Below are 26134 nucleotides of genomic sequence, written 5' to 3' on the forward strand. Positions count from 1 at the left end.
TTAGGTGGTGAAAGAAATGGCAGATAACATCATTTTGGAATGCACCGAATGTGGCGATAGAAGTTACTTATCTAAGAAAAACAAGCGTAAGCATCCGGAACGTTTAAGTTTGAAGAAGTATTGCCCAGTTGAAAGACATGCAACTCTTCATCGTGAAACTAAGTAATAAACCAATATAGCAAGGGCAATGCTCCTGCTATTTTTTGTATGGAAGAATCATGAACAAAAAAGAACTACGGCAAAAGCAAATTAAAAATTTGAGTAATTTTGCAGATACTAAAGAAAAAGACGCTGAAGACCAGGTCCTGCTTAAAAAAATAATTGAGTCAGATTTGCTCAAAAACAAGCAGTCAATTGGTATCACTTCGTCTTTATCATATGAAGTTGATACTTCTGGGTTAATTGCCAGACTCTGGGATCAAGGTAAAGACGTATACTTAGCACGGGCTAATGAGAATAGCCAGCATTCGCAAGACTTTATTTCGTATAGTTATATGACTAAAATAACTAAATCAAAATTTGGTGTTGAACAAGTCAGTGACCCGAATGCTAAAATTAACAATGATCTTGATTTGGTTATTGTCCCGGGTTTAGCTTTTGCATTAGACTCACATGAGCGTTTAGGCTTCGGCGGTGGCTATTATGACCGTTTTTTAGCTAAGCATCCCAATACTGATACCGTTGCTTTAGCAAATTCAAAGATGACTTTTGACACAGCGCCATGGCACATTGAAGAAACGGATGTTTCAGTTAAAACAATCATTACGCCTAGTTCAATCTTTCAATAACAAAAAGAGGTTAAGATGGATCAACGACAATATCTAAGAAATAGTTACATGACAGTCGGAATCTTAGTGGTGCTTTTAGTTACTTTTGTACTGGAAACACTGCTTGGTGGTTCAGAAAATATGGCTGTACTAAATAGAATGGGTGCAATGAACAATTACGCTGTGGTTGGTGGCAATCAGTGGTGGCGTCTTTTTACTGCACAGTTTTTGCATATAGGTATTATGCACTTAGTTTCTAATGCGGTTATGATTTACTATATTGGTTTTTATATTGAGCCATTACTAGGTCATTGGCGTTTTCTGGTCTTGTATCTACTGTCTGGAGTAGGTGGAAATCTTTTAAGTTTAGCTTTTGGCAGCGATACTGCTATTAGTGCTGGCGCTTCGACTGCTTTATTCGGTCTATTTGGGGCAATGACTGCCGTTGCATTACGTAACCGCGATAACCAAGTAATTTCTTATTTGGGCAGACAAGCTTTTTGGCTTGCGGCAATCAATATTGGATTAGATTTATTTATGCCAAATATTGATATACAAGGCCATATCGGTGGTTTAATAATTGGATTTTTAACTGCAATTATTTTAGGTAGTCAAGCAATTCATCGATATTCAAATAAGGAGCGCTTTGTTGCGGTATGTTTGCTTATCATTTATTGTGTAGCAACAGTAAGAATAGGCATGGTGATTGATTTATCATGAAAACTCTATACGATGTACAACAACTTCTTGAGAAATATGGGGTCATGGTTCACGTCGGAAAACGGATTTGGGACATTGAACTAATGGCACTTGAACTTGATAATATCAATCGGGCGCACTTAATTAGTCAGCATGATTACTTGATTGCTAAACTAATTTTACAGCGCGAGCACGAATATGAAGAAAAAATCGAAAAAGATAAGCATAGCTCTTAATTTAAGAGTATATTATTCTTATAGTTTTTAGAGGAGAAAAGAACTTATGTCAACTTTTTTAATTATTGTAGACGTGGTATTAGTAGTTATTATCCTTGCCTTTGTGGCTGTTTGGCTTTGGAATCGAATTCAAACTAAACGTTTGGGCAGCGGTGATTTAACTAATGAAGAGTTTAATGAAGGTATGAGAAAAGCGCAAATTATTGACTTGCGTGAAAAGGCGCCATTTAAAAGAAAACACATCGATGGAGCACGCAATCTTCCTTATACAATGCTGAAATATCAATACGGTGAATTGAGAACGGATTTGCCAGTGTATTTATACTCTGACTCTTTGTCAGTGACACTGCGCGCAGCCAGATTTTTGCAAAAAAAGCATTTCTCCTCAATTAAATGGCTCAAAAATGGCTTTGATGAATGGAATGGTCGCACTAAGTCATCTAAATATTAAGGAAAAACATGTTTGTAGATTTTTTTCAAACGTGTTTTTTTCATATATAATTGATAAAAACACTTAAGGAAAACGAAAAATGCAAAAAGTACTTGCAATCATTGGTCCAACTGCGATTGGAAAAACTAGTTTAGCGATCACATTAGCAAATGAGTTGGACGCTGAAATTATCTCCGGAGATTCGATGCAAGTTTATCGCGAAGTTGCAGTTGGTACGGCAAAAGCTACATCTGAAGAAAGAAAAGCGGCTAAACATTATTTAGTAGATACCCAGTCTGTATTTAAGCCATATTCAGTTAAGGACTTTGTTAAACAGGCTGAAAAAGCACTTGACGAAATTGCTCAGAAAGAAAAGCTGCCTCTGCTTGTGGGGGGAACGGGTTTCTATGTTAATGCCTTACTTAACCAAATGCAACTTGGTGAAAAAGTTGAACAAGATACTGCCGTTGATAATAAGTGGATTGCTTTTTTGGAAAAAAATGGTCCCATGGAGCTTTGGCAAAAATTAAATGAACTCGATCCAAATGCTGCTGTCAAAATTCCTCAAAACAATTCAAGAAGGGTTTTACGTGCATTAACCGTAATTTCGCGGACAGGTCATGAATTTTCTTCTCAACAAGAAAAAATCCAGCCACGCTATGATTATTTAATTATTGGATTAAATTCTAACCGCGCTGAAATCTATCGCCGGATCAACTTAAGAGTTGACCAAATGATGCAAAATGGTCTACTTGAGGAAGCCGAATTTGTTTATCAAAATCGCTCTCGTGAATATCAAATTCTTCAAGCAATTGGGTATAAGGAGTTCTTTCCTTATTTTGCTGGTGAAAAGAGTTTGGCCGAATGCGAAACGGCTTTAAAAACAGCTTCTCGTCGATATGCGAAACGGCAGTTAACCTATTTTAGACATCAGTTACCCGTAAATTGGTTTGATCCCCTAAATGATCCGGATTGTTTACTAAAAATTAAGCAGAAAGCTGAGGAATGGTTAAATGAATAATTGGCCAGAAGAATTAAAGAAATTAGTTAGTGAAATTGATGCGCAAATTGCGCCCCGATTGGCAAAAATTGATGATACTATTTTATATAACCAAAATAAGGTATTACAAGCCTTTAAAGATAAAGCAGTTGCGGAAGCTGACTTAATTGGGAGCACTGGTTATGGATCCGATGACAGTGGTCGGGATAAATTAGATCGCATTTACGCTCAAATTTTCGATACGGAAGATGCGCTTGTTCGTTCCCAGTTTGTGTCAGGAACACATACTTTGGCTACGGCAATGGCAGGTAACTTATTGCCTGGTGATGAATTAACTTATCTGACTGGAATGCCCTATGATACAGTTCAGCAGGTGATTGGAATTGCCGGAGATGGCCGTGGCAGTCTCAAATCATATGGTGTTAAGTTTTCTCATGTAGACTTGTTAGAAGATGGTAACGTAGACTTTGCTACTGCTCGCAAGTTTTTATCTGAACATAAACCCAAGATGGTTGTAATTCAACGCTCTCGTGGGTATGACACGCGCAAGAGTTTTACTGTTGAAAAAATCAAGCCGATGATTGAATTAATCCGCGAAACAACGCCAGATAGTATTGTTTTTATTGATAATTGCTATGGGGAATTCTCTGAAAAGCACGAGCCGACTGAATTTGGTGCAGACATAATGGCCGGTTCATTAATTAAGAATGCTGGCGGTGGTTTGGCCAAAGTTGGTGGCTATGTAGTTGGAAAGCATGAATTAATTGAAAATACCGCTGCTAGATTAACTGCCGGTGGGATTGGGCGTGAAGAAGGCGCTAGTTTAAACAATAATCTTGATTATTTTGAAGGCCTGTTTATTTCACCTAGTGTGACCGGAAATGCAATCAAAGGTGCGATATATGCTTCAGCAATTTTAGAACGAATGGGAGCTGAAGTTTCACCTAAATGGGATGACGAGCGAACTGACCTGATACAGGCCGTTATTTTCCACGATAAAGATAAGATGATTAGATTCGCTAAAGCACTTCAAGAGAATTCACCCATTAATTCATTTGTTGATCCTATTCCAAGCAATGATACAGGCTATGAAGATCAGGTAATCATGGCAGATGGTTCATTTGTTGAAGGGGCTAGCATAGAGTTTTCTGGTGATGGTCCGATTCGTCCGCCATATGCAATCTACATGCAAGGTGGGTTAACGTATGCGCACGTTAAAATTGCTATTACTAATGCAGTTAACGACTTGTTTTTCAAAAAGTAATTTTGTATATATATCAAAACGTTAATAATATAAAACTTTAGTAAAGTTTGAAAAAAGTGCTTAGACCACTTTGACAATTATTTAATGTTTTGCTAATCTAATAATCAAGTTTCGGGCAAGGTTTGGAGCCCTTTCCCGGGCTATACCAATTGTTAGTTGTTTATATTTTTTTAGGTGGAAAAGCATGACAAAGAAAATTACAGCAGATGATATTAGAAAGAGCGTCGCTGATAACGACGTTCGATTTATTCGATTAACTTTTACTGACATAAATGGGACACTGAAAGCAGTTGAAGTACCAAATAGTCAACTTGATAAAGTACTGACAAATGATGTTCGTTTTGATGGTTCTTCAATCGATGGCTTTGTTCGTTTAGAAGAAAGCGATATGGTTTTATACCCAGACTTTTCGACTTGGTCAGTATTACCTTGGACTGACAGCCAAGGTGGAAAAATCGGCTGTTTAATTTGTTCAGTTCATACGACAGATGGTGAACCGTTTGAGGGTGATCCGCGTAATAATCTGAAACGGATTGTTGGGCAAATGAAAGATATGGGCTTTTCCGCATTTGATATCGGATTTGAAGCTGAATTTCATTTATTGAAACTTGATGAAAATGGCAACTGGACTACTGAAGTACCTGATCACGCTTCTTACTTCGATTTAACTTCAAATGACGAAAGTGCAAGCTGTCGGCGCGATATTGTTGAAACATTGGAAAGCATTGGTTTTGAAGTTGAAGCAGCTCATCATGAAGTTGGTGATGGTCAACAAGAAATTGATTTCAAGTTTGACGATGCATTAACAACTGCTGACCGGGTTCAAACTTTTAAGATGATTGTTCGCGAAATTGCTAAAAAACACGGCTTATTTGCAACATTCATGGCTAAGCCATTACAAGGTCAAGCGGGTAATGGAATGCATACTAACATGTCATTATTTAAGGCTGGGAAGAATGCATTTTATGATAAAAATAATAAGTTCCACTTATCGAACACCGCTTTGTATTTCTTAAATGGTATTTTAGAACATGCGCGAGCAATTACTGCGGTAGCAAACCCGACTGTTAACTCTTACAAGAGGCTGATTCCAGGATATGAAGCTCCAGTTTACATTTCTTGGGCATCAAAGAACCGCTCACCTATGGTTCGGGTGCCTTCGTCTGAGGAAATTAATACTCGTTTAGAGATGCGTTCTGCCGATCCAACCGCTAATCCTTACTTATTGCTAGCAGCATGTTTGGCAGCTGGTCTTGACGGAATTAAGCAAGAAAAAATGCCAATGGATCCTATTGACTGCAACTTGTTTGACGTTAGTGAAGAAGAAAGAACTAAAATGGATATCAAGCCTTTACCATCTACTTTGCATAATGCGTTGAAAGCATTTAAAGAAGACAAGTTAATCCAAAGTGCTCTTGGTGAGCATTTGACTCAGAGCTTCACTAGTTCTAAGGAATTAGAATGGGCGCAATATTCAGAAACTGTTTCAGATTGGGAAAGAAATAAATACATGGGCTATTAGTACTTTTGATTTAGATAATCAAGGACAACTAGCTTTTACCAGTATTATCTACTTAAGTGTATCTTCTACAAAGAAAGTCACCGGATTTTTACTTATCCGGTGACTTTTTATATATACCAATTATCTACTTTTAGCTTCAGAGAAGTTAAATAAGTTAATTATCGTAGTTTTGCTTTTTCATAAAATTACTGATTTTGAAAAAAACATTAACCTCAAAATGCTGGCGTGGTAGAATGAGAACATTAAACTAATTTAAGGTAAAAGTGATAAAAAGATGACTAAAGCAAAGTCCATATACAAAAAAGACGTTTTATTAGTAATGGCGGCATCGTTCTTTTTCATGTTTAGTACAATGTTTGTTAATCCGTTAATTAACGGTTATGCCAAAAGTTTAGGCGCTAGTAGTGCATTTGCAGGTGTTATTGTAGGCATAATGAGTATTGCGGCGATGTTTTTAAGACCAGTTGCAGGTAATTTAACTGATAAACTTTCAAAGTATCGATTATCGTTTATGGGCGGTACTTTAATCATGATTGGTGTAATTGGTTATGTTTTTGCGCCAACAAGTGGATGGTTATTGCTATTTAGGCTAGTTAATGGTGCAGGTTATGTACTCTGTACGGTTTGCATGACTACCTGGCTTGCCTTTTTAGTACCCCGGTCACACGTTGGTCAGGCAATGGGGATTTATGGTTTGATGAACGCTTTGGCAATGGCTATTGCGCCAGCATTAGCAATCAACGTTTATCAAAAAGCTGGCTATCGCTTTGCAATTATTGCATCTGCTGTTTCGGCTTTTTTAATGGTTTTGATTATTCAATTTGTTGGTAATCGAGCAACCCCTAGCTTACAAAAGAAAAATCCCAATATACCCCGTCATCCTAAAATTATTCAGAGAAATGTCTTGCCAATTGCTATACTTACGACCTTATTTGCTTTTCCATACTTTGTTACGCAAGCTGATCTGGTTACCTATGCCGAAGAAAGACATTTAAACATAGCGGTCGGCTCTTACTTTTTAATCTATGCTGTTGTATTACTAGTACTCCGCATTAGTTTGAAAAATCTTTTTGACACCGTTCGTTTTGGGATATGGTTTTGGGTCAGTGTTATAGCAACACTATTCTATATTGTTTTATTGGCAGTAATGAAAAACAATTGGTTGATGACTTGTGCGGCAGCTTTTATGGCCATGGGCTATGGCATCATCTATTCAGTTTTACAATCTACTGCTTTGTTGTTGGCTCCAATTAATGAGCAGGGAATGGCAAGTAGTACTTTTTACCTTGGTCTCGATATTGGTATGTCTTTTGGACCAATTATCATGGGTTTTATTAATGATTGGTTACCAGTTAAGTATTTTTATCCGGTACAGTTATTATTGCTACCATTAATGATTTTGGTTTACTGTTGTTATCGTAAACAGTTAAATAGTGCCATTAACCATCATTAAGAATAAAAAGTCGGTAGACTGCATATTACTACGCTAATCTATCGGCTTTTTAATTTCTATTTGAACTTTTCGCCCCATTTCCATGGGTCTTCATGCCAGGTTTTAAGTGCTTCATATTCACTTTCGCTAATATAGTTTAGGTCTTTTTCTCTTTTTAGTAATTCCGGATAGGTAAGAAGTGGACAAAAGTCAATTCCTGCCTCAGCAAAATTCTGTTTTGTATCGTGAAGGTAATACGTAAAGATTGAACCAACTCCAATCACATTACCGCCTTCATTTTGCGTTGCTTTGACAGCGTTAATTACAGAGCCACCAGTAGTAATTAAATCATCAATTAAAACAATTTTATCATTTGCAGTAAAGCGACCTTCGATTTGTTTTCCTTTGCCATGATCTTTGGGTTTAGGACGAACATAAATCATTGGTAAAGCTAATTTAGTTGCTACCCAAGCAGCATGTGGAATACCGGCGGTAGCAACTCCACCAATAATTGATACATCAGGATATTTTTCCTTAATCAGATTGGCTAAATCGGTTGCAATCCAGTCTCGCAAATCAGGATATGAAACAGTGAGACGCAAGTCAGTATATATTGGTGAGAGCATACCGCTAGCATAAGTATATGGTTTGTCTGGCGATATTGTAATAATTTTTTGATCAACTAATTTATTAATAATCTGCTTTTGGTACATTTAATTGAACTCCTTTTGAATAGCTAAATACACTTCTTTGGGATTTTCTGCTTGAGTAATCGGACGGCCAACCACAATTGCACTAGAACCTAGTTTCTTGGCTTTTTGTGGAGTGGCAACACGTTTTTGGTCACCATTATTATCACTGCTTAAGCGAATACCGGGCGTGACGTATAAAAAGTCATCACCAATTTGTTGCTTAAGCTGCTGAACTTCGAGTGGTGAACAAATTACGCCATCGGCACCAAATTTTTGGGCAGTTTGAGCTAAGCTGACCACTTGCGAGGTCATTGATAAAGCACAATTTTGTTCCTCCTTTAGAATTGCATCTGAAATTGAAGTCAATTCAGTTACTGCTAGGAGTTTGGGAACCTCTTGCCCTTTAGAAGTTCCATCAACCAGACCTTTTTTTGCGGCAGCAATCATTCCACTACCACCTAATGCGTGTATTGTAATACAAAAAACACTAAGTTTAGCTAATTGCTTAGCCGCACGATAAACCGTATTAGGAATATCATGCAATTTTAAATCTAAAAAGATGTGGTAGCCTTGGCTTACCAACTTATTTACTAAGCTAGGACCTAAATGATAGAAGAGCTCCATACCAATTTTAAGGTAGGTTTCTTCAGGGGCGCCTAACTGATCCAAGAGAGCTTGAACAGCTCTTTCATTGTCGTAATCTAAAGCCACAAACACAGCTTTTCTCATTAAGTACCTCCACAAACAAAAAAGTCTATTCTGGTACGAGAGTGCATCCAAAATAGACTTTTGTTCTATTTAAGTCATAAATAACTTGCGGTCTCTCTGTACCGTTTAAAGTTTCCTAAGATGAGCTTACCACCAGTACAAGCAAAATACAACTAAATTTTGACTTTTAAAAAATGAAAAAACGTGTAAAATAAATCCCAAAATAATTGTAGTGACAGTGAGCATACATTTTTGGAGGAACTATGACAAAGATTAGCGTTAAATTACCCGGCCTTGATTTAAAAAATCCGTTAATGCCAGCTAGCGGGACTTTTGGTTTTGGAGATGTACCTGCTGCAAAAAAATTTGACTTAAACGAATTGGGAGCTTTGGTTATCAAAACGACTACCTTAAAAGCTCGCTTAGGTAATCCTCAGCCCCAGATTGCAGTACTACAAAATGGTGTTTTAAACTCGGTTGGTTTAACTAATCCTGGAGTAGACGCAGTAATTAGCGATAAATTACCCGCAATTAAAAAACAATATCCTACACTGCCAATAATTGCTAGTGTAGGCGGTGAAAGTAAAAGTGATTACCTGAAAGTAGCCGAGAAATTATCTCAATCTGGAATGGCTAATGCTTTAGAAATTAATTTTTCTTGTCCCAACGTTGCCCATGGTGGAATGACCTTTGGGGTTCACCCAGAGTTGATTGAGAAAATAACATCTTCAATTAGAGCTGCCGTAGATATTCCAATTTATGTTAAATTAACGCCCAATATTACTGACGTGACAGAGATTGCTCAAGCTGCCGAAGCAGGAGGAGCAGATGGATTAGCAATGATTAATACGATTACTGGAATGCGTATTGACATCAAATCACGTAAACCGCTTCTTGGCAATAATGTTGGTGGTTATTCTGGTGCAAGTGTCAAGCCGATTGCTTTGTATCAGATTAATCGAGTTCGCCAGTTTACTAATTTACCGATCATTGGTATGGGGGGAATTGAAACTGCTAAAGATGTAGTGGAGTTTATGCTTGCTGGTGCTAATGCGGTTGCAGCTGGCAGTGCTCACTTTAGCGACACGCTTATCTGTCCGCACATTGTGCAAGAATTGCCGGGTCTGCTCCAAGAGCTAGGCGTTGAGGACATTAATGATTTAGTCGGCAAGGTAGAATTTAATTAAGCTAATTAAGGCGTGGAATCGCAGTACAGATTTCATGCTTTTTATGTTGAAAGATATTGTAGGATTGCCCGAAAAATAATATAATATTAAAAATTAATCTAATTATAATTGTTTTTAAAAGAAGAGAGGGGAGGGCAATATGTTAACTTATCGATATACAGGCAAGCAGCAAATGAGAATTAATTCTTGCTATGTAATTTTTTTGGGAATAATCTTTCATTCTCATTTAAACTCAAGACAAGGGCTATATTATCTGCTCATTTGTTTTGTTTTGGGAATAATATCTTTTGCCCTTTCTTTTAATAAAAAAGTGGTTAAAATAATTTTTCCTCGCGAAGCCACTCGACTGACATTTTTTCAGAAATGGGAAAGAGTTATTGGCCTCTTTTTGATAATTTTTGCTGCCCTTGACATATTGTTTCTAAAAAAATTAAATTTTGATTATGCAGATTTACCTCTCTTTTACTTAGGCTACGTATTTTTTATAACTATGTAGTTAAGAATCATTTGAATTTCAATAAATTGTTTACATAATCACTTAACAACATGTAAACAGATTCGCTGAATATTTAATTTTGCGTTTTTATGGCAAAACTAAGTGAATAACGTTTATATCGGGTTATGATAAATTACTAAAAGTCAGGTCACATTATGTGGCGTTTAGTTAAAGCCAGGAGTCATACAATGAAAAAAGCAATAAAAGATTATTCTGTAACGCTGACTTTCTTTATATTAGCTGTGATGACTAGCGCAGGTGGTGCTTTTCAGAATGATTTTAAACCAATCTGGCTAGCGCCATTTTTTGTTTTGTTTGTTACCATAGTAGCATTTGGCAGTGAGCTTTTGGCTAACAAAGCTACCAGCATGAAATTTAAAGGGGTTGCTGCGGCAATCACTCTCGTAGCTTCAGCAATGATGCTTTGGGTTATTTATTTTGTTAAAGGATAAAACTTTAAAAATACAGTTTTGCTTCCTACGAAATCTTATAAACTCAGTCTTTTTACTTTTTTTGAGTTAAGTTAGTTTCTTTTCTTAATTCCAACGGAACTAGTTTTTAATATTTGGATTGAAGAATATATTTTTCGAATAAACGATTTTTGTGTTGACATCTTACAAAACAACACGTATATTTAACTAGATTAATGTCCTTAAAATTAGTCCCGTGAGGCTAGCAAGGCAGGCTCAATTAAGCATTGACTTTTAGAAAGCACCTGGTCTCAGTCTGACTAGGTGTTTTTTCATGGGAAAAGTTGTAGCAGGAGAGGAAAAATGGCAAAAGAAATTTGGGATGCACTCGCAATGAAACGCGCTCTGACACGAGTTACTTATGAAATCATTGAGCACAACAAGGGTACTGAGGATTTGGTTCTGATTGGAATTAAAACACGCGGTGTTTACCTAGCGCAGCGTATTCATGACCGTATCCAAAAGCTTGAAGGTGTTAATGTGCCGATTGGTCAACTCGATATCACACTTTACCGCGATGATCGTCATGATGCGTCACTTAAGCAAGATCCAGTTGTTAATTCAGCTGAGCTCGAGGTTAACATTACTAATAAACATGTTGTTTTAGTCGATGATGTCATCTATACTGGTCGAACCATCCGTTCTGCAATGGACGCGTTAATGGATATTGGTAGACCAAGTTCAATTGCAGTTGCTGTTTTGGTTGATCGTGGTCATCGCGAATTACCTATTCGGGCTGATTTCATCGGCAAGAATATCCCAACTTCTTCTCAAGAACAAGTTGCTGTTCACGTTGAAGAAATCGACCAAAAAGATAGTGTCGAGTTAAAGCCTTTATAAATACTTTGTTTAATTCAACCATTTAATTGATTCCAGAGAGGATCAGAAGGGTTTGAGTTTCTTTCGTGTTGCACTAAAGCAAACAAAAAAATTCCTTCTGATAAATCTGGAGCAAGAAATGCTTCAGATTTATTTTTTTAGAAAAGAAAGAGTTTAAATAATGAAAACAACAAATCTAGTTACTTTATCGTCTTTTGTTAATGTTGAAGATTTAAATGTTGAGGAGGTAGAAGCCTTAATTGCCCGTGCCCAGTATTTTAAAAATGGTGGAGCAAGTCCGCGCTTAACTAAGCCTGTTTACGTAACGAACATGTTCTTTGAAAATTCAAGCCGCACTCGTACTAGTTTTGAAATGGCAGAAAGAAAACTTGGTTTGACCGTCATTCCGTTTGATCCTGCTCATAGTTCCACTAAAAAAGGCGAGACGCTTTATGATACCTCTTTAACTATGCAGGCATTAGGGATTGATCTGGAAGTTATTCGACATACTGAAAATGAATATTATAATCAGTTAATTCACCCCGAAAAAGATCAGCATTTAAACATTGGCATAATTAATGGTGGTGACGGTAGTGGTCAGCATCCGTCACAGTGCATGCTTGATATGATGACAATTTATGAACAATTTGGTCACTTTAAAGATTTACAGGTAGCAATTGTTGGGGACATCACTAATTCTCGAGTTGCTAAAAGTGATATGGAACTGTTGAACAAATTGGGTGCTCAGGTCTACTTTTCTGGCCCAAGTTATTGGTATGACCAAGAATATGATCGTTACGGTGAATTTAAGGAATTAGATAAACTTGTTGGAGACATGGATGTAATGATGCTTTTACGTGTACAACATGAACGGCATGAAGGTGATCCAAATGAATCGCAATTTAATGCTGAAGAGTATCACAAGAAATATGGAATTAATCAAAAACGCTATCAAGAAATGAAGAATGATGCCATTATCATGCATCCGGGTCCAATTAACCGCGACGTTGAGTTAGCTAGTTCGTTAGTTGAGTCGCCAAAAAGCCGATTTGTTCAACAAATGGAGAATGGTGTATTTATGAGAATGGCAATGATTGAAGCTGTTCTTCGTGGTCGCAAATTAGGAGGTCTGTCATAAATGGCGACAGTAATCAAAAATGGTCAAATTTTTCTTGGCGATCGGATTGAATGCGGTGATATCTTAATTAATAATAACGAAATCGCTGAAGTTGGAACTAATCTTTATGCAGATCAGGAAATTGATGCATCATCTAAATTAGTAAGCCCAGGATTAGTTGACCTGCATGTTCACTACCGCGATCCCGGACAAACAAATAAGGAAAACGTTAAAACTGGGTCAATGGCAGCTGCTTGTGGTGGTTTTACAACGGTCGGAGCAATGCCAAACGTTATTCCCGTGCCAAATACTCCTGACTTAATGGCGAACATGATTAAGAATAACCAGGAAAATGGAGTTGTGCACATTTTTCAATACGGACCTATTACGGTTGACGAAGTTGGCACCGAAATGCCGGACTATGAAGGCTTGAAAAAAGCAGGGTGCTTTGCTTTAAGTAACGATGGCAAAGGGGTTCAAGCCGCTCAAACGATGTACTTAGCAATGAAAAAAGCTGAGGCAAGCGGATTAATTGTTGCTGAACACGCGCAAGATGATTCTCTTTTTAACTTGGGTGTAATCAACGAAGGTCAAAAAGCTCAAGAATTCGATTTACGACCAATTACTGAATTAGCTGAAACTACGCAAATAGCTCGTGATTTGTTGCTAGCTGAAAAGACCGGAGTTCATTATCATATCTGCCATGTTTCGACTGAAAAAAGTGTTGATTTAGTTCGAATTGCTAAAAAACATGGTGTAAATGTTACTTGTGAAGTGACGCCGCACCATTTATTGTTAGCTGACCAAGACATTCCAGACAATATCGGCAGCTATAAAATGAATCCACCGTTAAGAAGTAAAAAAGACCAACAAGCACTTATAGCGGGGTTACTAGATGGGACAATTGATATGATTGCCACTGACCACGCACCGCATACTATTGAAGACAAAGAGGGTGGTTTTGCCAGAGCTGTTTTTGGGATTACTGAAAGTGAAACCGCCTTTAGTGAGCTGTATACTAACTTTGTTAAAACTGGAATTTTTACACTTAGTCAATTACTGAGTTGGTTTACTTATAAACCGGCTGCTGTTTTTGGAATTGCACATGCGGGCAGAATTGCGGTTGGGGAACCAGCCGATATCGCTATTTTTAATTTGCAAGCTCGTAAAAAATTATGCGAAAAAGATTATCAGTCTAAAGGGAGAAACACTCCGTTTACTGGTGATACCGTATATGGCCAAACTGAACTGACCATGGTCGACGGCAAAGTTGTCTACCAAAAGAAAGGGAATTAAATGAAATATTTGATTTTAGAAGACGGCAGTATTTATGAAGGACAAGGTTTTGGCAGCGATTGCGAAACTAAAGGAGAAGTTGTTTTTACCACGGGAATGACGGGTTACCAAGAAGCAATTACTGATCAATCTTATGCTGATCAAATTCTAGTTTTTACTAACCCACTAATCGGTAATTATGGAATTACTTTAGCTGACTATGAGTCTCTTGAGCCCGGAATTAAGGGTGTAATTTGCCACCAAGTAGCTCGCTATCCTGATAACTGGCGCATGCAGACCACACTTCCCGCTTTTTTAGAGAGCTTAAACATCCCTGGCATTCAAGGCATTGATACGCGGAAGTTAGTTAAAAAACTACGGAAATTCGGTACAATGCGTGGACAAATTTGTAATTCAAAAAGTAAAGTAGCTGAAATTGCTCAGAATTTGAAGAAAATTAATGTAACAAAGGACGTTGTTAATCGCGTTTCAACTTCAAAGTCCTATCCAGTACCTGGTTCCAAGCGGAATATTGTGGTTGTTGACTTTGGCCTCAAAAATAGTATCTTGCGCGAATTAGGTAAGCGTGATTGCAATTGTATTGTTTTGCCATATACTGTTTCAGCAGAAAAAATCTTATCTCTCCAACCTGACGGTGTTCTTTTATCCAACGGCCCGGGCGATCCCTTAGAAATGAACGCAGCTGCTCAAATGGTGCGTGAGGTTGAAAAACATGTACCGCTGATGGGAATTTGTATGGGACATCAAGTTTTTGCGCTTGCTAACGGCGCTCGTACTTACAAGATGAAATTTGGCCACCGTGGTTTTAATCATCCAGTTCGTGAAATTGCCACTGGTAACATTGGTTTTACTTCACAAAACCACGGCTATGCTGTTGATCGAGATTCCATTGATCCCGATAATTTAATGATTACGCATGTGGAAGTAAATGATGGTACAGTTGAAGGCTTACGTCATAAAAAGTATCCAGCCTTTTCAGTTCAATTTCACCCTGATAGCACTCCCGGCCCTCATGACGAAGAAGGAATCTTTGACTACTTCATGCAAGTAATTGACCAAAGAAAGGAAATTACTAATCATGCCTAAGAGAACAGATATTAAAAAAATCATGGTAATCGGGTCCGGACCAATCATTATCGGTCAAGCAGCCGAATTTGATTATTCGGGAACGCAAGCTTGTCTTGCCTTGCGTGAAGAAGGTTACGAAGTTGTTTTAGTCAATTCTAACCCGGCAACAATTATGACCGATACCACAATTGCTGATAAAGTATACCTTGAACCATTAACTGTCGATTCTATTTCACGAATTATTCGACAAGAATATCCGGACGCCATTTTGCCAACTTTAGGTGGACAAGTCGGCTTGAACATGGCTTTGTCATTAGCTGATACCGGAATTTTAGCTGAATTAAATATTGAACTTTTAGGAACTAAACTTGACTCGATTGAGCAAGCCGAAGACCGAGAGAAATTTAAGCAATTATGCCAAAAACTGGGTGAACCTGTTCCTCCTTCAAAAAGTGTTAAAACTGTTCAAGAAGCTCTAGACTTTGGTGATGAAATTGGTTATCCAATTATTGTTCGTCCTGCCTTTACAATGGGCGGAACAGGTGGTGGTATCTGTAACGATCATGATGAGTTAGCAAGCGTAGCCAAAAATGGGTTAGAGCTTTCGCCAGTTACTGAATGTTTGATTGAACGCTCAATTGCGGGCTATAAAGAAATTGAATTTGAAGTAATGCGAGACCATGACGATAATGCCATGATTGTTTGCTGCATGGAAAATTTTGACCCAGTAGGTATCCACACGGGTGATTCAATTGTTTTTTCACCATCGCAAACACTGTCAGATAAAGAATATCAAATGCTTAGAGATTGCTCTCTACGTTTGATTCGTGCATTAAAAATTGAAGGTGGCTGCAATGTTCAGCTGGCGCTTGATCCTAAGAGCTTTGATTATTTTGTCATCGAAGTTAACCCACGTGTTTCTCGTTCTTCAGCTTTAGCCTCAAAAGCTACGGGCTATCCAATTGCTAAAATGGCGGCCAAGATTGCTGTGGGATTGACGCTTGATGAAATTAAAAATCCAGTGACTGGTACCACTTTTGCTGAATTTGAACCGGCACTAGATTATGTTGTCTGCAAAATTCCACGTTTTCCATTTGATAAATTTACAAAAGCCGATCGGGAACTAGGCACGCAGATGAAGGCTACTGGTGAAGTCATGGCAATTGGTCGAACTGCTGAAGAGGCATTTCAAAAAGCAGTTCGCTCGCTTGAAATTGACCAAAAAGACTTATATTCTGAAGAAGCACATAGTGCTAGCGATGAAGATGTAGAAAACAAATTGGTTAAAGTGCAAGATGATCGTCTTTTTTACCTAGCAGAAGCATTTAGACGCGGCTATTCAATGTCGGATGTGCACGAATTAACTAAGATTAATTTCTACTTCCTAGATATTGTGAAGCATATCGTTGATATGGAAAAAACAATCTCTGAAAACCACGATGATATAGCTACTCTGAAATTGGCTAAAAGATATGGTTTTAGTGATTATACAATTGCTAATTTGTGGCATGAAACTGAAAATCAGATTCGTGATTTTCGGCAAAATAAAGGCATATTGCCGGTATATAAAATGGTTGACACTTGTGCTGCAGAATTTGTTTCGGAAACACCATATTTTTATTCAACTTATGATTTTGAAAATGAAAGTACAAAAACTGGTAAGAAATCAGTTTTAGTTGTTGGTTCTGGTCCAATCAGAATCGGTCAGGGTGTTGAGTTTGATTATGCAACTGTGCATTGCGTAAAAGCATTACAGAAAATGGGTTATGAAGCAATCGTTATTAATTCTAATCCAGAAACTGTTTCTACTGATTTTTCCATTTCAGACAAGCTATATTTTGAACCGTTAACGCTTGAAGACGTTTTGAATGTTTGTGATTTAGAAAAACCTGAAGGTGTAATAATTCAGTTTGGTGGTCAGACATCGATTAACTTAGCTGCTGGGCTTGAGAAACATGGCATTAAAATTTTAGGAACTACAGTTGAAGACTTGAATCGAGCCGAGGACCGGGAGTTATTTGACCAAGTAGTTAAGGAGCTTCACCTTAAGCAACCACAAGGAATAACCACTACCACTCATGAAGGTGTTATCAAAGCAGCCGAAAAACTCGGTTACCCAGTTTTAGTAAGACCAAGTTACGTGCTTGGTGGTAAGGCAATGGAAATTGTATACACTGAAGCTGAACTTGAAGATTACCTGCAAAACCATGTTGATATTGCAGCAAGTCATCCAATTTTAGTTGATGATTATTTAGATGGCCGGGAATGTGACGTAGATGCAATCTGTGATGGCAAAAATGTCTTAATTCCTGGCATTATGGAACATATTGAACACGCTGGGGTGCACTCCGGAGACTCAATGGCAGTTTATCCAGCGCAAACCTTTGCACCTGACATTAAACAAAAAATTGCAGATGTAACTAAGAAACTAGCCTTGAAACTTAACTGCCACGGTATCATGAACTTGCAATTGATTGAACGTGATGGTGAAATTTACATCATTGAGGTTAATCCACGAGCTAGTCGTACTGTACCATTTTTGAGTAAAATCACTGACATTGAAATGGCTCAAGTGGCAACCCGAGTGATCATGGGGGAAAGCTTGCCAGAGCAAGGTTATAAAAATGGTTTGGCGCCTGAACCAAAGATGATTAGCGTCAAAGCGCCAGTATTTTCCTTCAGCAAATTATCTGATGTTGACAGTTACTTGGGACCTGAAATGAAGTCCACTGGTGAAGTAATGGGAAGCGATTTGAGTTTTCCTAAAGCACTATACAAAGCGTTTTCGGGGGCAAACATGCAAATCCCTGATAGCGGCAACGTTTTATTGACAATTGAGGATCGCGACAAGCAAGAAATTTTGCCAATTGCAAGAAGATTTGCTCAAATTGGTTATCGAATTTTTGCCACGAGTGGAACTGCTACTTTTCTTCGGGAAAATAACTTGTATATTACCGAAGTAAGCAAGATTCATGAAGAAAAAGAAGATAATATTTTGTCCGAATTTAGAAAGGGTCAGATTGATTTAGTTATAAATACAATGGGTCATGATCTAGCTAAAAACTCCGATGGCTTTATTATTAGACAAACTGCTATTCAGCAAAATATACCGTTACTTACTAGCTTGGATACAGCTAGGGCTTTACTCACTGCCTTAGAAAATAGATCTTTTCTAACGGCAAGTTTACAATAAAATCTCAAATTTTAAACAAAAAAACAGCTGTAAATTAACAGCTGTTTTTTTGTTTAAACGAGTTTTATTTCTGACTAAACTTAAGTTCAGTTTTAGCTAAATCAACGGTATAAGTAGTGTCTTCAAGTGGTCGTTTGGTCATGCCTTGATCAGTTGAATAAATAATTAATTCAAGCTTACTGCCAACAGGAAGCCGGTAATAAGTTGGCTGCAATTCAAATGTTAGTTCGTAAAACTCATCAGGCTTAATTGCGCTAGGTTTTTTCATATCGGCGTAATTTTGCAAATTCATGTGTCCTTTGGTAATTAATTTAGCATGAGTGAGCTTATCTGGAACAAATTCTTGTAAAGTGTCATGACCAAACCTAAAGCCTAACTCTTGACCGCCAGGCATCAACAACTTCGGCGTAGCGGTTAGGCGTTTGCGATCCCCAAGTTCTACTAACGCAACGGATAGTTGACCTTTATTGAAGCTAGAGGAAACGCGAACAGTCACCTTAGGACGACCGACAATAGTCACCGGATGAATAAACTCATCGCTTATAAAACGTAAACTAGGTTTAGCCCATTTTTCTTCGCCACAAATAAATTTGTATTGCCAAGCACTTTCGGATATTTTAGCCGCTTTAAATTCTTTTCCGCCCTTGTCTTCAAAGGAAAGTTGGGTCTTGCTATCACCATCTTTTTGTAGTTCGCCTTGATCGGTTGGATAATAAGTCACTTCTTGGCCAATTTCATTGCTCCAATCCATTTCTTCATGCCATTTGTCTGCTTCAAGGTTATCCTGAATCATTACTGTTGCCCATTGCTTATACGCATTGTTTTCAACGTCAAGCAACTCATGCACGAACCATAGGTTCATCAAATCAGTAAAATCAATGGAAACCAAGTTATTCATATTGTAATGAGGACCTTGGTGTAAAAATAAATGGTGCTCAATTGGTAAATCTTTTACTTTTTGCCATATTTTATATACATTTTTGGGTTTAACATTCCAATCATTTAGTCCGTGGACACTAATCCACGAACATTTGATTTGGTCAGTATGATGGCGATAATTGCGAGCTTCCCAGTAGTCAGAATATTGCCCAGTTTTGCGATCACCTTTTTCTAAAAGGTCCTTTTGCATTGCATCGTATTTAGGTTTAACACGAATGTAATCGCCAGCGTCCCAAAGGTTTGATTGGCAGGTCTCTGCCAATAAATCAAGATCCTCACCTTGGCAATCTTCAGGAGCAATCACAAGTCCATGCTCACGATAATAGTCATACCATGAAGAAATTGCAGCTTCGGAAACTACTGTTTTAAGTCCTGCAACTCCGGTAGTGGCAATTGCAATTTGCAAAGTTCCAAGATATGATCGACCAGTCATACCAATGTTTCCATTGCACCAATATGCCTTAGTTTCGTGTTCTCTTGATCGGTCAGTGTAGGCAATCCGATCGCCATGTAGCCATTCAATAATTTCTTTTGCGCTTTCAGTTTCTTCGGGAGCACCTGTTATACGCAGCCCATCACTTCCGCGTGTGCCAATTGCCCCAGCAAAAACACTGGCAAAACCTCGAGCTAGCATATATTCGTTTAGACCATATGAAGACGAACCAACTGAATTTTCAGCCGACTTAGCCGCTTCATTATTTGAAGTTGTTGGCTTTTTAGCTTTTACGCGATTAGATGGAACATATTGGGGATTGTTCCATTCCATTGCATCGGTGAGGTTTTCGTCAACATTATGGTTACGATCTTCATTGTCAATGATGCCACCAAAGTATGGGCTAGCTGTATAGAGTGTCGGAACGAGCATTTTTTTACTTTCAAATGGTCGAAAAATGGTAGTTTGGAGTAAATCAGCCTTGCCGTCACCATCAGTATCAAGGTCACTTTCTACATATACAACCTCGCGAATCACTTTGCTAGTGTCAAAAGTGGGCATGCTTTTGCCGTTAAAGAAAGTAAATTCGTTTTGGGCAAAGTCACTTTTTCGGTAATAAAAATAGCCTTTACCAGCCATGACATCAATTAATAGCTGTCCATTTTTGGTTCGGGTATTAAGCAAACGATAAAAGGCTTGAATCAACTCGTCTCGATTGTTGATACTGTTCATAACAGGTAAGGACTGCTTTTTCATAAATTTAAGTGGGTCAGTTAAATCGTAATCATAATGAACGTGGTAACCCAATAATTGCAAGGCAACATTGTAGAATTGGATCAAAGAGATTTTTTCAGGACTGCTGGTCAAAAAAGATGGCAGTGTTTGTTTTTCTGAAACTACAAACTCATTCAGCTTTGCTTGACGTGCGCTTTTAGCGCGAGGGTCGACTTCTGCAACTGCATTTTTAATCATTTCACTTAGCAAATCAGCAAAAGATTGTTTTTGATAATTTTCTGGTAAAAACTTAATATTTAGTAATTCTTGGACTTGAGTCTTGAAGTCAGTTTCAACGTAAGCATATTGGTTATATTTCATGTTTTATCCTTTATTATTAAACTTGTTTGTAAAAAAATGATGGAAAAGTAATGGTGGCATATCAACTTATAAAAGCCGTTTTATCTCTCTAAAGCCAAGTTTGTTGATAAAGATCTTCCTTAAAACCACAGGTTAGCTTTTTACCATCCACTACTAAAGGTCGCTTAATTAACTTGCCATTTTTTGACATTAATCCAGCGGCTTCTTCAATCGTCATGTTGTTAATTTTATCTTTAAGGTCGAGTTTACGATAGTCTTGCCCATGCGTATTAAAAAAGTACTTTAAGCCACGGTCTTTGTGTTCGGTTAACCATTTAATTAAATCGTTTTTCTGGGGTGGCTGCTTTACTAAGTCTTGAAACTCAATTTCAACATTGTGATCATTTAACCACTTTTGTGCACTTCTTGAGGTCGAACAGTTCGCATAGCCGTAAAATTTAATCATTTTTCTTCCTCCTTTGTTAGCAGTTATATTGACATTATAGCAATGATTGAAAAAATTCAGTAGTATAGCCCTTAAATAGATTTAGAACTAAAAAAGCTTGCCAACATGAACAAGCTGGTAAGCTTTAATTTGATTATTTTCTATTTGAAATCGAGCTCGAAATCCTTACTGGTAAAGAAGTTCGTTTTGACGCTTAGGAGATAATTAGCAATTAATCCCAATGTGATTGGTAGAATAAAGAAAAGTACAACCATTAAAATAATATTTGCGGCATTAACTGGTCGACCTGCCATTGCTGCTACCGGGCCAATCAATCCTGAAAAGCCAAAGCCAGCACTCATTGGGTTTCCCTGAATCTTGAAAATTGCCCCTAAGGTTCCCATAATACCGGCATTGACCATCAAAGGGATAAGCAATTTAGGCTTAGTAACTAAGTTTGCCAATTGCATTTTTGGTGAACCCAAGAAGTGAGCAATTGATGTACCAAAACTATTTGATTTCCAACCAAAAATTGCTAAAGCAAATGCAGCAGCAGTAATGCCTAAGTTAGCTGAGCCGGCAGCAATCCCTGAAATACTGATTGCCGTAGCGATACCGACAGATGAAATAGGAGAAACGACTAATAAGGCGAAGACAATGCCCATTAACATACCCATCAAAATTGGCTGAAGATTAGTTAATTGCTCAACTCCTCTACCAATTAAGGCGGTAAATTGTCCAATTGGAATTCGGGTTAAGCAACCAATTCCTCCAGCTACAATTAGAACAATTAGTGGAACTAGTAAAATGGTGTAGGCTTTTAATTTTTCGCCTAAAAATTGTACCAAAGCATAAGCAATCATAACGGTAATAGCAGTATTAATAACGTCTCCATTACCTACTACAATAATTTGACCGTTTTTCATAGTAAAGTTGCCGGCAGCAGCAACTGCAGCCAGGGCCATAGATGATGTTTGAATAGGGGTTAGTTTACCAACCATTCCTACACAAACTGCAATAATTGCTGGCAAAAGAGATGATGCAAACGAGGTTAGCACCAAAATAAAATTCAATCCCGGCCAAATTGGTAACAGTGCTTTAACTAACTGGCCGATTAGTGCTCCTGGAATTAATGCAACAATGATTCCGGTGGATAGACCGTTTAATGTGTCTAATCCGATTTTTTTAAAATTTTTCATTCTATTTCTCCTAAAAAATAAAGACTCACACAGACGACGACAACTGTGTGAGCCTTTTAATAAGGAGTACTTTCAACACACAGTCGTCAATTTCATTGAACTGTGTGCTAAGGCAATGACAAACTTGGCACTCAGATCAATACTGTGTACCAAAAATAATATTTAACTTGTGGTTGATTAAATTCTTTAATAGCCGTCATAATCGATACCTCTCATAAATATTTAAGCAATATCATACTAAATTTATTTATGAAAAGCAAGAAAAAGTTTATAAAAATTGTGTATTTCAAATAAAAGCAACCAAGACAGTACCAAATTGATATTTAAAAATGACTTAGAAAATATTAATATCTGAATTATTTATTAAATACTTTTTTGATGAGAAGAACAGATTTGTATACTTAAAAATGCGAATCTGGTAAAATTCAAACTAGAAATAGAATGATTAATAGGATCAGATGGGGCTTTCTATTAGCAATTATTCAGCGTAAAACTTTTATTCAATATTGTTGTCTTGAAGGACAAGCTGGGTTAAAATCATTTACGTAGTCGTCATTTGTAAGTATCTGAGTTTATCAAAAGAAGGGATTACTATTTCTTTATTTATTAATATTCTTAGTTTGTTAGGAGATTGGTTGCTCTTTTCTTTTCCTTTATATCAAGGTCTAATGGAGCTTTATGATTACGATCGTTTCCTAAGAAAATTCGACCAGTCGAGTAAATCTGAAGCAAAAATTTCACCTTATTATTGGTTTGCGCCGATTCTAAAAATACACTTAGAAAAAAGCCGGGCGGTCAAGATTTTACGTGAGTTTGTTAAAAATGATTCAGATTTCCGAACTGCAATGAGTTTTATTGACAAAACGACTGCTTGGTATTTTGTTTCTCTTGGTGGTTGGTTTAAGATGATTACGTCTTTATATGATTTTTTTGAAGGGTTACATTTAACAAGCATCTGGTGGCTGGTTGGCGGCACCATTGTTTTGACCTTTACCGGACTTTTTTCAGGATATTATCGGGTAAGTCAAAAGAGACAAAAAGCTATGTTAGATAAATTTAAAAAGGGTTAAGTACGAATAAATAAGGACTGTTTGAGTTTTTTACTCAAACAGTCCTTTTTAATTTTTAGGCTATATTTGTTTAAAAATAGATAGTAAGTAATGAGCAGGTGACCAATTGCAACCTGATTATGTTCTCAATAAGCAGTTGAATCCAATATACGACTAGATCGACTAGCTCAAGCAGGCAAATGGATGCAAGCGAGAAAAGCAGCAGTATGTTTATAGCAATTGGCGGCATGATTTTTACAATTTAGTACATGTGGTTTTCAAGCATATAAAGTGATAAAACAAGTACCAGCTTATAAAAAAGCAGTGTACATTATAACTTTGTTATAATACAATATCATATATGATACTTAATGATTACTAATAGTAAAGTATGTTTCAACATTGAACTAGGAGAAAGCATGAAAACCGACCGCATTGATTATAAGCGTAAAGAAAAGATATTGACAAGCAGTGTTATTACCTCTACTGCAGTCCTTTTAGGTTTATATCTGAATAATGGGGCGATAGTAAAAGCAGATAGCCTGCCAAATGGACAGGATGTCACCCAGACTTCAAGCAGTGCAAATACTGAAGCAGGCAGTTCTACAAACCAGAATGAAAATGGTACAGCTGAGACTGGAACAACTAACGATACGCAAACTGGTACGACTACGTCTCCGACTGATGAAGAAGCAGATCAAGCAATAAGTGATGTTGGCGATTTAACTCGGTCGACAAGAACTTTTAGCTGGAAGGGAACCGATGGGGTAGGAGTAGATTTAACTTTTGATGAAACCACAGGCGAGTTAACGATACCTGGAGGGACTGAGGCAAATCCAGTAGTATTAACTAATCCAGCTCCCCTTTACAAAACTCTTCCTAACTTATCTGATAAAGTCAAGAAGATCACCATAACTGGTAAGCTAAAAATTATTGGCTCTGCAAATGAACTCTTTAGATATCTTCAAAATTTAACGACGATTGCAGGCTTAGACCAACTTGACACTAGTGAAGTGACCAGTATGAATAGCTTGTTTTCAGACTGCAAAAATTTAACCAGTATAGACCTAAGCCATTTTGATACTTCCAGAGTAACCAACATGGCTAGTATGTTTTACAATGCTTCAAAATTAACCAGCTTGGACGTAAGTAGCTTTGATACTTCTAAGGTAACTCTTATGTATTCCATGTTTTGTGGATGTAGTGGCTTAACCAGTTTGGATTTAAGTAATTTTGATACAGCCAATGTGACCGATATGAGGACAATGTTTTGTTATGTTAGATTAACAAATCTAGATTTGAGTCATTTTGATACTAGTAAAGTAGTCAGTATGTCCTTTATGTTTTCTGAATGTCCTAATCTAACTAGTTTGGATTTAAGTAATTTTGATACAGCAAATGTATTTGATATGTCTTATATGTTTCGTAATTCTGGGAATCTAGCCAATCTAGACATAAGTAGTTTTGACACTAGCAAAGTAAAAGATATGTGGTGTATGTTTGCTGGATGTACTGCATTAAAGAATTTAGATGTAAGTCACTTTGACACTAGTAAGGTGACTAATATGATTAGCATGTTTGAAGGATGTGAATCACTAACCAATCTAGAAGTGAGTCACTTTGATACTTCTAAGGTAACTGGTTTCTCACGTATGTTCAGTGGATGTAAAAGTCTAACTAGCTTAGATGTAAGCCACTTTGACACGTCTAATGCAAAATATGGTATGGGTTATATGTTCAATGAATGTAGAAATCTAACTAGTCTAGATGTAAGCCACTTCAACACCTCTAATATAACAACTACTTTTGAACGTATGTTCAATGGATGCGAGAAACTAACTAATATAGATGTAAGCCACTTTGACACTAGTAAGGTAACGAATATGGCTTACATGTTTAACAAGTGTTTTTCTTTGACAGAGTTAGATCTTAGCAATTTTGTTACTAGTAACGTAGCTAATATGTATCAGATGTTCTATTCATGTGAGAATCTCACCAAGTTAAACATCAAAAACTTCGATATGAGCATAGTATGGCGGTCCAGACTAGGTATAGAAAACATGCTAGGAGGACTAGTTAAGCTAAGAATAATAGTGCTGGGTCCAAAATGTTATCTTCAAAACGCGGGTTTTGGCTTGTCAGGTCTTACCCGTGCAGGAACTAAGTCATATGTCAATTATAATAGTAAGTGGGTAAACGTAGCCGACGGAACGGTTGAAAAGCCAAAGGGAAATAAATCATGGACTATGATAGATTTAGGGCAAAATTACAACGGTCCTGTTGACCAAGACACCTATGTTCGTTTCGGTGATGTCAAGGTTCACTATCAAGATGAAAGTGGGCGACAAATAGCACCTGATGAAGTGCTAACAGGCAAAGTTGACGATAAATACCAAAGCGTGAAAAAACCCATTAGTGGTTACACATTTAAAGAAGTCAGAGGCGATACTACTGGAACATATGGTGAAATGCCAAAAGAAGTAACCTATGTTTACACCAAGAATCCGGTGATGTCTAAAGTAACAGTTCATTACCAAGATGAAAATGGTAATCAAATAGCAAGTGATGAAGTGCTAACAGGCAAGGTTGGCGATAACTA

At 37.4% G+C, this 26134-nt stretch carries 24 protein-coding genes; 19 read left to right on the top strand and 5 right to left on the bottom strand.

The features are described from left to right. Positions 1-16 precede the first annotated feature (16 nt). From rpmG to AC2JF9_RS07060, 9 genes are all read left to right on the top strand, one after another. Positions 17-166 (top strand): 50S ribosomal protein L33, encoded by a 150-nt coding sequence (gene rpmG / locus AC2JF9_RS07020; protein ID WP_172999151.1) that lies wholly within the window; start codon positions 17-19, stop codon positions 164-166. 52 nt (positions 167-218) lie between these two features. Then, positions 219-788 (top strand): 5-formyltetrahydrofolate cyclo-ligase, encoded by a 570-nt coding sequence (locus AC2JF9_RS07025; protein ID WP_500726387.1) that lies wholly within the window; start codon positions 219-221, stop codon positions 786-788. Between the two features lie 15 nt (positions 789-803). Next, on the top strand, positions 804-1487 hold the full coding sequence (locus tag AC2JF9_RS07030; protein WP_500726389.1) for a rhomboid family intramembrane serine protease: 684 nt from the start codon (positions 804-806) through the stop codon (positions 1485-1487). Beyond that, positions 1484-1702, top strand: coding sequence for a YqgQ family protein (locus tag AC2JF9_RS07035; RefSeq protein WP_500726391.1), 219 nt, complete (start codon positions 1484-1486; stop codon positions 1700-1702). Before AC2JF9_RS07030 ends, AC2JF9_RS07035 begins: the two co-directional genes overlap by 4 nt. Before the next feature lie 46 nt (positions 1703-1748). Then, the gene (locus AC2JF9_RS07040) at positions 1749-2153 is read left to right on the top strand and encodes a rhodanese-like domain-containing protein (RefSeq protein WP_500726393.1); all 405 of its coding nucleotides are present in this window, start codon (positions 1749-1751) and stop codon (positions 2151-2153) included. Between the two features lie 79 nt (positions 2154-2232). Further along, a complete protein-coding gene (miaA, locus tag AC2JF9_RS07045; protein ID WP_500726395.1) occupies positions 2233-3153 on the top strand; it encodes a tRNA (adenosine(37)-N6)-dimethylallyltransferase MiaA in 921 nt (306 codons plus the stop codon). Further along, on the top strand, positions 3146-4396 hold the full coding sequence (locus AC2JF9_RS07050) for a methionine gamma-lyase family protein (RefSeq protein WP_500726397.1): 1251 nt from the start codon (positions 3146-3148) through the stop codon (positions 4394-4396). Before miaA ends, AC2JF9_RS07050 begins: the two co-directional genes overlap by 8 nt. 184 nt (positions 4397-4580) lie before the next feature. After that, positions 4581-5918: a type I glutamate--ammonia ligase gene (glnA, locus tag AC2JF9_RS07055; RefSeq protein WP_500726399.1), complete on the top strand. Its 1338-nt coding sequence runs from the start codon at positions 4581-4583 to the stop codon at positions 5916-5918. A 274-nt stretch (positions 5919-6192) separates the two neighbouring features. Continuing rightward, positions 6193-7371, top strand: coding sequence for an MFS transporter (locus tag AC2JF9_RS07060; protein ID WP_500726401.1), 1179 nt, complete (start codon positions 6193-6195; stop codon positions 7369-7371). A gap of 56 nt (positions 7372-7427) precedes the next feature. Here AC2JF9_RS07060 and pyrE read toward each other — a convergent pair whose 3' ends face one another. Both pyrE and pyrF read right to left on the bottom strand, forming a co-directional pair. Continuing rightward, positions 7428-8063, bottom strand: coding sequence for an orotate phosphoribosyltransferase (gene pyrE / locus AC2JF9_RS07065; protein ID WP_500726403.1), 636 nt, complete (start codon positions 8061-8063; stop codon positions 7428-7430). After that, positions 8064-8771 (bottom strand): orotidine-5'-phosphate decarboxylase, encoded by a 708-nt coding sequence (gene pyrF, locus AC2JF9_RS07070; RefSeq protein ID WP_500726405.1) that lies wholly within the window; start codon positions 8769-8771, stop codon positions 8064-8066. It lies immediately after the preceding gene. A gap of 242 nt (positions 8772-9013) precedes the next feature. Here pyrF and AC2JF9_RS07075 point away from each other — a divergent pair, with 242 nt between their 5' ends. The 8 genes from AC2JF9_RS07075 to carB all read left to right on the top strand — a co-directional run bounded on the left by AC2JF9_RS07075 (position 9014) and on the right by carB (position 18396). Further along, the gene (locus AC2JF9_RS07075) at positions 9014-9937 is read left to right on the top strand and encodes a dihydroorotate dehydrogenase (protein WP_500726406.1); all 924 of its coding nucleotides are present in this window, start codon (positions 9014-9016) and stop codon (positions 9935-9937) included. Between the two features lie 139 nt (positions 9938-10076). Further along, entirely contained in the window at positions 10077-10433 is a 357-nt protein-coding gene (locus tag AC2JF9_RS07080) for a hypothetical protein (RefSeq protein ID WP_500726408.1), read from the top strand. Between the two features lie 188 nt (positions 10434-10621). Next, entirely contained in the window at positions 10622-10885 is a 264-nt protein-coding gene (locus AC2JF9_RS07085; RefSeq protein ID WP_500726410.1) for a hypothetical protein, read from the top strand. A gap of 321 nt (positions 10886-11206) precedes the next feature. After that, the gene (pyrR, locus tag AC2JF9_RS07090) at positions 11207-11743 is read left to right on the top strand and encodes a bifunctional pyr operon transcriptional regulator/uracil phosphoribosyltransferase PyrR (protein WP_500726412.1); all 537 of its coding nucleotides are present in this window, start codon (positions 11207-11209) and stop codon (positions 11741-11743) included. A gap of 160 nt (positions 11744-11903) precedes the next feature. Beyond that, complete coding sequence (locus AC2JF9_RS07095; protein WP_500726414.1) at positions 11904-12860, top strand: aspartate carbamoyltransferase catalytic subunit; 957 nt, start codon at positions 11904-11906, stop codon at positions 12858-12860. Continuing rightward, positions 12861-14135 carry a dihydroorotase gene (gene pyrC / locus AC2JF9_RS07100; protein ID WP_500726416.1) on the top strand — a complete coding sequence of 425 codons (1275 nt, stop codon included), beginning with the start codon at positions 12861-12863 and terminating at the stop codon, positions 14133-14135. Next, complete coding sequence (gene carA / locus AC2JF9_RS07105; protein ID WP_500726418.1) at positions 14136-15221, top strand: glutamine-hydrolyzing carbamoyl-phosphate synthase small subunit; 1086 nt, start codon at positions 14136-14138, stop codon at positions 15219-15221. Next, complete coding sequence (gene carB / locus AC2JF9_RS07110; RefSeq protein ID WP_500726420.1) at positions 15214-18396, top strand: carbamoyl-phosphate synthase large subunit; 3183 nt, start codon at positions 15214-15216, stop codon at positions 18394-18396. The genes carA and carB overlap by 8 nt, the downstream gene beginning before the upstream one ends. Before the next feature lie 64 nt (positions 18397-18460). Here carB and AC2JF9_RS07115 read toward each other — a convergent pair whose 3' ends face one another. The 3 genes from AC2JF9_RS07115 to AC2JF9_RS07125 form a co-directional block, all read right to left on the bottom strand. Then, complete coding sequence (locus AC2JF9_RS07115) at positions 18461-20863, bottom strand: Xaa-Pro dipeptidyl-peptidase (protein ID WP_500726423.1); 2403 nt, start codon at positions 20861-20863, stop codon at positions 18461-18463. An 88-nt stretch (positions 20864-20951) separates the two neighbouring features. Then, positions 20952-21308 (bottom strand): arsenate reductase family protein, encoded by a 357-nt coding sequence (locus tag AC2JF9_RS07120; RefSeq protein ID WP_500726425.1) that lies wholly within the window; start codon positions 21306-21308, stop codon positions 20952-20954. A 140-nt stretch (positions 21309-21448) separates the two neighbouring features. Then, the gene (locus AC2JF9_RS07125) at positions 21449-22486 is read right to left on the bottom strand and encodes a PTS sugar transporter subunit IIC (RefSeq protein WP_500726427.1); all 1038 of its coding nucleotides are present in this window, start codon (positions 22484-22486) and stop codon (positions 21449-21451) included. 635 nt (positions 22487-23121) lie between these two features. On the opposite strand from AC2JF9_RS07125, the gene AC2JF9_RS07130 reads away from it, so the two are divergent. Next, positions 23122-23556, top strand: coding sequence for a hypothetical protein (locus AC2JF9_RS07130; RefSeq protein ID WP_500726429.1), 435 nt, complete (start codon positions 23122-23124; stop codon positions 23554-23556). A gap of 398 nt (positions 23557-23954) precedes the next feature. Continuing rightward, a partial coding sequence (locus AC2JF9_RS07135; RefSeq protein ID WP_500726431.1) for a BspA family leucine-rich repeat surface protein occupies positions 23955-26134 on the top strand: 2180 nt, incomplete at its 3' end.

Source organism: Lactobacillus sp. C449L, from assembly GCF_059900815.1.